Source organism: Phenylobacterium sp. (assembly GCF_020253645.1).
Taxonomy (GTDB): domain Bacteria; phylum Pseudomonadota; class Alphaproteobacteria; order Caulobacterales; family Caulobacteraceae; genus Phenylobacterium.
Window position 1 is genome coordinate 1 of the sequence record NZ_JADCBG010000017.1, and the last position, 6,777, is coordinate 6,777.

Consider the following 6,777-nt stretch of genomic DNA (forward strand, 5'->3'; position numbering starts at 1 on the left):
CCCGACTTCGCAAGCGTCATCGTGATCGCAGCCGTCAGCGTCGTCTTGCCATGGTCAACGTGACCAATCGTGCCGATGTTGCAGTGAGGCTTATTGCGTTCGAATTTCTCTTTGGCCATGGGGTCCTGCCGGCTGGTCTAGAGGGTTGGAGCGGGTAGCGGGAATCGAACCCGCATCCTCAGCTTGGAAGGCTGCTGCACTACCATTGTGCTATACCCGCATTTGGGCGGCGCTCCTGCGAGCCTCCTGGACTATGGTTCACGACCGGCGCCTGGTGGGGGAAGTAGGACTCGAACCTACGAAGGCTTGCGCCAGGGGATTTACAGTCCCCCCCCTTTGCCACTCGGGACATTCCCCCAGTGCGCCGGACATCCTATCAAGGCCGGGAAACCCCGCCCCCAATTTGGAGCGCGTCTTATAGTGGCCTCCTTTTCCGAACGCAACGCAGGCCGGAACCGCCGGCCGGGGGCCGTGTCATCTGCGCACGGCGATCCCGGAAAAGCCCGTCGCAGCGGGCCTTCCGGCGAGTGGATCTGGGGCGTCCACGCCGTCGAGGCGGCCCTCGCCAACCCGGCGCGTCCAGCCCTGCGCAGGCTGGTCGCCACCCCCGACCGCGCACGCGGCCTCGAGACGCGATTCGGGCCCCTCAAGCGGCTCGAGATCATGGACGCCGGGTACCTGTCCCGCCTCCTCCCCGCGGGCGCCGCCCACCAGGGCCTGGCCCTTGAAGGGCCCGAGCCGGAACCCGTGGACCTCGACGACTTCGCTCCAGAGCCGGGGGCCGTTCTCCTCATGCTGGACCAGGTGACCGACCCGGGGAATGTCGGCGCCATCCTGCGTTCGGCAGCCGCCTTCGGCGCCCGGGGGGTCATCCTGCAGGAGAGGCGCGCCCCGCGCCTTTCCGGGGCCCTGGCCAAGGCCGCCGCCGGCGCTGTCGACCGCCTGCCGGTCGCAAGGACCGTCAATCTGTCACGGGCGCTCGAGCGACTCTCGGACCTGGGCTGGCGGGCGATCGGCCTGGACGGCGGCGCCAGTCGCGACCTGTCGGAAGTGCTCGACGGCGCCCCGGTCGTCCTGGTTCTGGGGTCCGAAGGCGAGGGTGTCCGTCGGCTGGTCGCAGAGCACTGCGACGACACCGCCCGCATCCCCATGCCCGGCGGCTTCGAGAGCCTCAATGTGGCGGCGGCGGCGGCGGTGGCCCTTTACGAAGCCGCCCGCCCCCGCCGCTGAGCCGGAACGTCAGAGCAGGTCGCCGCCCGCCGCCGCCGCAGAGGTTCCATCCCGCTCGAAGGCGCGGATGACGTTGCGGCCCGTGGTCCAGCGGTGCACCTCGTCCGGACCGTCCACCAGCCGCTGCGAACGGATATGGGTGTACCAGGCGGCCAGGGGCGTATCGCGGCTGTAGCCCAGGGCCCCGTGCAGCTGGATGGCGGTGTCCACCACCTTGTGCACCATGTTCGCCAGGAAGACCTTGGCGATGGAATTCTCCTGCCGAAGGTCCATGCCCTTCTCGGCCTTGTAGGCGATGTGCAGCAGCATCAGCCGGGCCATGTAGAGCTCGCTGGCGCAGTCGGCCAGCATCCACTGGACCCCCTGCCGCTTGGACAGCTTCTGCCCGAAGGTCTCGCGTGAGGTGACGTGCTTGACCGCCAGATCAAGGGCCCGCTGGGCCAGGGCCACATTGTGCATGCCATGGCGCAGGCGGCCGTAGGCCAGGCGGTGCTGACCCATGTTGAAGCCGTTACCCTCCCCGCCCAGGAGGTTTTCCTCCGGCACGACAAGGTCCTTGATCTCGATCTCGGAGTGACCGCCGCCCATGATGTGGGACAGGGGCCCCTCTGCAGCCATGGTCGCAATGTCGCGCTTGATGATGTAGCCCGGGTTGGGCAGTTCGACGATAAAGGTCGAGTATCGCTGGTGACGCGGCGCGTCCGGATTGGTCATGGCCATCACCACCGCCAGGTCCGCGGCGCTGGCGGCCGACGAGAACCACTTCTCGCCATTCAGGACGTAGTTGCCCTTGCCGTCCTTGACCGCCCGGGTCTGCATGCCCGTGGCGTCGGCGCCTGCGGCCTTCTCGGTCATGGAGTAGCAGACGCGCTTCTCGCCGTTGAGAAGCGGCTTGAGGTACTTTTCCTTCTGGAAGTCGGTGCCGTGCGCCAGCAGGGTCAGCATGGTCGCGTCGTCAGGGCCCTGGCTGTTCATCGACAGGGCGCCCAGGTGGCTCTCGCCCAGTTCCATCTGGACAAGGGCGTTCGCCAGAGGGCCGAGCCCCATGCCCCCGTATTCCTTGGGGATGAAGGGGCTCCACAGGCCCTGAGACCGCGCCTTGGCCCTCAGTTCGGCCAGCACGACCTTGAAGGACTCCCGGTCCACCAGCCGCTTTTCGGCCGGGATGCACTCCTCGTGCACCCAGCGGCGCACCCGCTCGCGGATCGCCTTTGCGTCTTCCGGAATCTCGAAATCGATCGCCATGGTTTTCTCCCCTGTCTTGTTGAAGCGACTGTGCGGTGGGAAGGTTTCCGGGGCAAGGCCCTGACGCTGCGTCAGGCCAGGTCCACCCGGTAGATCCCTTGCGCGGTCCCCGAGAAGAGCGCGGTTTTTTCATCGGCGGACGCACCCGCGGCCAGGCGCTTGAAGGCGTTCCACAGGGTCCGGTAGTCGCAGGAACCCAGATCGACGGGGAAGTTGCTCTCGAACATGCACCGCTCAGGCCCGAAGGCCTCGATGCAGGTCTCCACGTGCGGGCGCCACTCGGCTGCGAGCTGTTCGGAACTCGCCGGCGGGTCTGAAAGGAAGGAGGGGAAGGCGGGAAAGGCCATGGCCAGCCCGCCGACCTTGCAGGCGACGTTCGGCAGGGCGGCAAGCGCGCGGATCTTCTCTCGCCAGACGGGAAAGCGCTCTTCACGCCGGCCGGCGTAGACCCCAAGACCCAGGGGCGTGCCAACATGATCCAGGATGATCCGGGTCTCCGGAAAGGCCCGGGCCAGGTCGATGAGGTCATCCAGCTGCGGCTCCAGAAGCCAGGCGTCGAAGGACAGGCCCAGAGGGGCCAGCTGGGCGAACCCCTCGCGGAACCGGGCGTCCCGATAGAGCCCGGGCGGGCGGCCCGCGAGGGGTCCGAGCACCGCCGGATCCGGATCAGAGGACGCTGCGTGCCGGATTCCCCGGAACCGGGGGCTGGCGGCCATGTGCGCCTCCAGCACCGCCCGGGCGGACGCACCGAGGGTCAGGTCGACATGACCGACAATGGCTGCGCAGGCCCGGACATCGCCATAGATCCCGCTGGCCGACATGGCCGCGACGCCGTTCACGAACTCCGTCTCGCCGACCGGGCGAAAGGCGGGGTCCGCACCCCGACGGTACATGGCCCCGCACTCCATGTAGACCGTCGCCACCACCTTGTGCCCGCTGGTCATGTCGGCCAGCAGTTCGTCGAAGAGATAGCGGGGCGAGAGCCGGATCACCGCCTCGAAGGGATGGGACGGCGGTGGAAGCTCGGCGTCGCGGGCGCCCGGCCGGTCCCAGAGGTGGTGGTGCGGATCGATGATCGGCAGGTCCGGCTCGAGGATCGGCTCCGGAGGGGTCAGGGTCCGGGTCATGGGGGCGTCCTCCCTTGGCTTTTCCGCAACTTGCCGCCAGCCCCCACCCGCTGCAAGCGCGGCGAGGTTGCCCGTGGGCCGGCTCCGCGCCAAAAGAGATCATGCTGGATATCGCCCTCCCCTCCGCCGAAGCCATGATCGCTCTTGGACAGGTCATCCTGATCGACCTGGCCCTGGCCGGCGACAACGCCGTGGCCGTCGGCCTCGCCGCCGCCGGCCTGCCCGCCGAGCAGAGACGCAAGGCGATCCTTTACGGCCTGATCGCCGCCGTGGTGCTCCGTCTGGCCCTCGCCGTGGTCACGGTTCAGCTCCTTCAGCTGATCGGCCTGCTCCTGGCGGGCGGGATCCTCCTGCTCTGGGTCTGCTGGAAGATGTGGCGAGAGCTGCGCGAAGGCCACGAGGCCGAGGCCGCCGAGGCGGCGGAGGCTCTGGAGGACGCCACCGGGATCGAGTTCGAGGGCGAGCCCACCACCACGCCGGCGCCGAAGACAATGCGCCAGGCCATGACGCAGATCCTGCTGGCGGACGTGGCCATGTCCCTGGACAACGTCCTGGCGGTGGCCGGCGCGGCCCGCGAGCACGTCTGGGTCCTGGTGGTGGGCCTCCTGCTTTCCATCGCCCTCATGGGGATCGCCGCCACCTGGATCGCCAGCCTTCTGCAGCGGCATCGGTGGCTGGGCTTTGCCGGCCTGGCCATCGTCCTCTACGTCGCCCTGCACATGATCTGGCAGGGTCACCGGACGGTCGTCATCGATCTTCAGCAAACCCCTGCCTACAATGCCGCCGCTCCGGACGCCCTCGACATCAGCCCTGAGGAGGAGGCCAGCCGAAAGGCCCTGACCGGCCGGTAGATCAGACGGCCATTGGTCCGCCGAAACGGGCGCGCCAGGCCTCGACCTGCTCGGCCTCAACCTTGCGGAACAGGACGTCCGGCGCCCGCACCTCCCGCCCAGTGGGCAGGAGATCAAGGGCGACCGCAGGGTCCGGCCAGGACGCGTCGGGACCCTCGCCCACCGCATTCGCAACCACCTCGCAGGTGAAGGGGATGAAGGGCCGGGAAACCCGCGCGAACAGCGCCACAAGGTTCAGGCCCATCCGCACGGAGACCGCCGCCCGGTCGCGATCGGTCTTGACCGCCGTCCAGGGGGCGGCCTCGGTCAGGTACTGGTTGCCCAGCACCCAGAGCTGGCGCAGGGCCTGGGCGGACTTGCGCATCTCCAGAGCCTCGAGCTGCGCTGTAAGGTCGGCCAGCTTCTCGGCTACGTCGGCGCGCAGCCGGGCCTCCAGGGGCCCTTCCTCCCCACCGTCGGGGACCTTCCCGTCGAAGCGGCTTTCGGTGAAGCGCAGGATTCGATTGATGAAGTTGCCGAAGACGTCGGCCAGGTCGGCGTTCACCTGGGCCTGGAACTGCTCCCAGACAAAGCTTGCGTCGGACCCCTCAGGCGCATTGGCGATGATCCACCAGCGCCAGTAATCCGCAGGCAGGAGCTCCAGGGCCTGGTCCATGAAGACCCCGCGCTGCTGGGAGGTCGAGAAGCGGCCGCCGTAATAGTCCAGCCAGTTGAAGCCCTTCAGACGGTCGACCAGCTTCCAGGGAGCGTTCGAGGCCGGCGTCCAGGCGCCGTCCGGGCCCAGCCGCTCATTCACGCCGATCAGGGTGCAGGGAAAGCCCACCGTGTGGAACGGCACGTTGTCCTTGCCCATGAACTGCACATAGGTGACGTCCGAGGCGGCCTCGCCCCGCCACCAGCGCTCCCAGTCCGCGCCCGTGGCGTCCGCCCATTCCCGGGTGGCGCCAATGTACTCGATCGGGGCGTCGAACCAGACGTAGAACACCTTGCCCTTGAGGCCCTCGACATCCGGGCGGAGGCCGTCCGGATTGGGGCCCCAGTCGGCGGCGTTGACCGGCACGCCCCACTCCAGGTCGCGGGTGATCCCCCGGTCCTGGAGGCCCTCGTCCAGCCATTTGAGCGCGATGGAGGTGACCAGCAGGGGCCAGCTCGCCTTCTTGCCCTCGATCCACGCGCGTAGCCGCTCGGCGAACAGGCTCTGCCTCAGGAAGAGATGCTTGGAGGGTCGAATTTCGATGTCGTCCGACCCGGAGACCGCCGAGCGTGGCTGGATCAGGTCCGCCGGGTCCAGCACGCGCGTGCAGTTCTCGCACTGGTCCCCACGAGCGGCGGCGTAGCCGCAGTGCGGACAGGTTCCGATGACGTAACGATCCGGCAGAAAGCGATGGTCGGCGTTGGAATAGACCTGCTGGGTGACGCGCTCCTCGATGAAGCCGCTCTCCCAGAGCTGGCGCGCCATGGCCTGGGTCATGTCCCGGTTCTGCTCGGAAGAGGAACGGCCGAAATGGTCCCATGACAGGCCGAAACGGGCGGCGAGTTCCGACTGGACCTCATGCTGCTGCAAACAGAAGGTCGCCGCGTCGATCCCCGCCGCGGCGGCGGCCAGCTCGGTTGGCGTGCCGTGCTCGTCCGTGGCGCAGATGTAGAGGGTTTCCAGCCCCTGGGCGCGCTTGAAGCGGGCATAGACATCCGCCGGCAGCATGGATCCCGCCAGGGTCCCCAGGTGCTTGATCCCGTTGATATAGGGCAAGGCCGAGGTGATGAGGATGCGGGTCATGGGGCTCTCGTAATGAGGAGGCGCGAAGCGCGGGCTTATAGGGCGCCCTTCCATCGGAACAAAGCGCGGCGCCGTTCTTTGGTTGTCGGCGCGCCCGGCTTCTGGCATCGGAGCGCCCGGGCCGGCTTAGCTCAGCTGGTAGAGCAGCGGTTTTGTAAACCGAAGGTCACGGGTTCGAGTCCTGTAGCCGGCACCATATATGATCGCCCAGGCCCGTCTGGCCCCTTGTCCCGGAGTCGCCCATGTCCGCCGACCGCCCCCTCATCGCCATCGCGATTATGGCCGCCATGTCCCTTGCGGCCTGCGGGAAGCCAGCGACGGATGGGGAGACCGCGGACTCCGCCGGGGTGCAGCCAGCGGCCTCGCCGCCTCTGACCGACGCCCAGAAGGCGGCCCTGCAGGCCGAGCTGCCGGAGCCTTACCGCAGCGCCGACCTTGAGAAGGGCGAGGCGCTCTATGCGATGTGCCGATCCTGCCACACCTTGGTGGAGGGCGGAGCCAACCTGACCGGGCCGAACCTCTGGGGCACCTTTGGCGCGAAGGCGGC

At 68.2% G+C, this 6,777-nt stretch carries 7 protein-coding genes and 3 tRNA genes; 4 read left to right on the forward strand and 6 right to left on the reverse strand.

Annotated elements, in window-relative coordinates; translation table 11 throughout:
* The 3 genes from INE98_RS00755 to INE98_RS00765 all read right to left on the reverse strand — a co-directional run.
* A partial coding sequence (locus INE98_RS00755; protein WP_293535829.1) for a GTP-binding protein occupies positions 1-119 on the reverse strand: 119 nt, incomplete at its 3' end.
* A gap of 27 nt (positions 120-146) precedes the next feature.
* Positions 147-220: transfer RNA gene (locus INE98_RS00760), tRNA-Gly, on the reverse strand.
* A gap of 52 nt (positions 221-272) precedes the next feature.
* A tRNA-Tyr gene (locus INE98_RS00765) sits at positions 273-358 on the reverse strand.
* A 113-nt stretch (positions 359-471) separates the two neighbouring features.
* Between INE98_RS00765 and INE98_RS00770 the strand changes: the two genes are divergently transcribed.
* A complete protein-coding gene (locus tag INE98_RS00770) occupies positions 472-1,230 on the forward strand; it encodes an RNA methyltransferase (protein WP_293535831.1) in 759 nt (252 codons plus the stop codon).
* Between the two features lie 9 nt (positions 1,231-1,239).
* Here the strand turns inward: INE98_RS00770 and INE98_RS00775 are convergent, their stop codons facing one another.
* Both INE98_RS00775 and INE98_RS00780 read right to left on the reverse strand, forming a co-directional pair.
* Complete coding sequence (locus tag INE98_RS00775) at positions 1,240-2,475, reverse strand: acyl-CoA dehydrogenase family protein (protein ID WP_293535821.1); 1,236 nt, start codon at positions 2,473-2,475, stop codon at positions 1,240-1,242.
* Positions 2,476-2,546: 71 nt separating this feature from the next.
* Entirely contained in the window at positions 2,547-3,602 is a 1,056-nt protein-coding gene (locus INE98_RS00780; protein WP_293535823.1) for an amidohydrolase, read from the reverse strand.
* A 101-nt stretch (positions 3,603-3,703) separates the two neighbouring features.
* Here INE98_RS00780 and INE98_RS00785 point away from each other — a divergent pair, with 101 nt between their 5' ends.
* Positions 3,704-4,453, forward strand: a complete 750-nt coding sequence (locus INE98_RS00785; protein ID WP_293535825.1) for a YjbE family putative metal transport protein — start codon at positions 3,704-3,706, stop codon at positions 4,451-4,453.
* A gap of 1 nt (position 4,454) precedes the next feature.
* On the opposite strand, the gene metG is transcribed toward INE98_RS00785, so the two are convergent.
* Entirely contained in the window at positions 4,455-6,230 is a 1,776-nt protein-coding gene (metG, locus tag INE98_RS00790; RefSeq protein WP_293535827.1) for a methionine--tRNA ligase, read from the reverse strand.
* 120 nt (positions 6,231-6,350) lie between these two features.
* On the opposite strand from metG, the gene INE98_RS00795 reads away from it, so the two are divergent.
* Together INE98_RS00795 and INE98_RS00800 are read left to right on the forward strand one after the other, a co-directional pair.
* Positions 6,351-6,426 (forward strand) — tRNA-Thr (locus tag INE98_RS00795).
* A gap of 46 nt (positions 6,427-6,472) precedes the next feature.
* Positions 6,473-6,777: cytochrome c family protein (locus tag INE98_RS00800; RefSeq protein ID WP_367120150.1), on the forward strand; the 305-nt coding region annotated here is incomplete at its 3' end.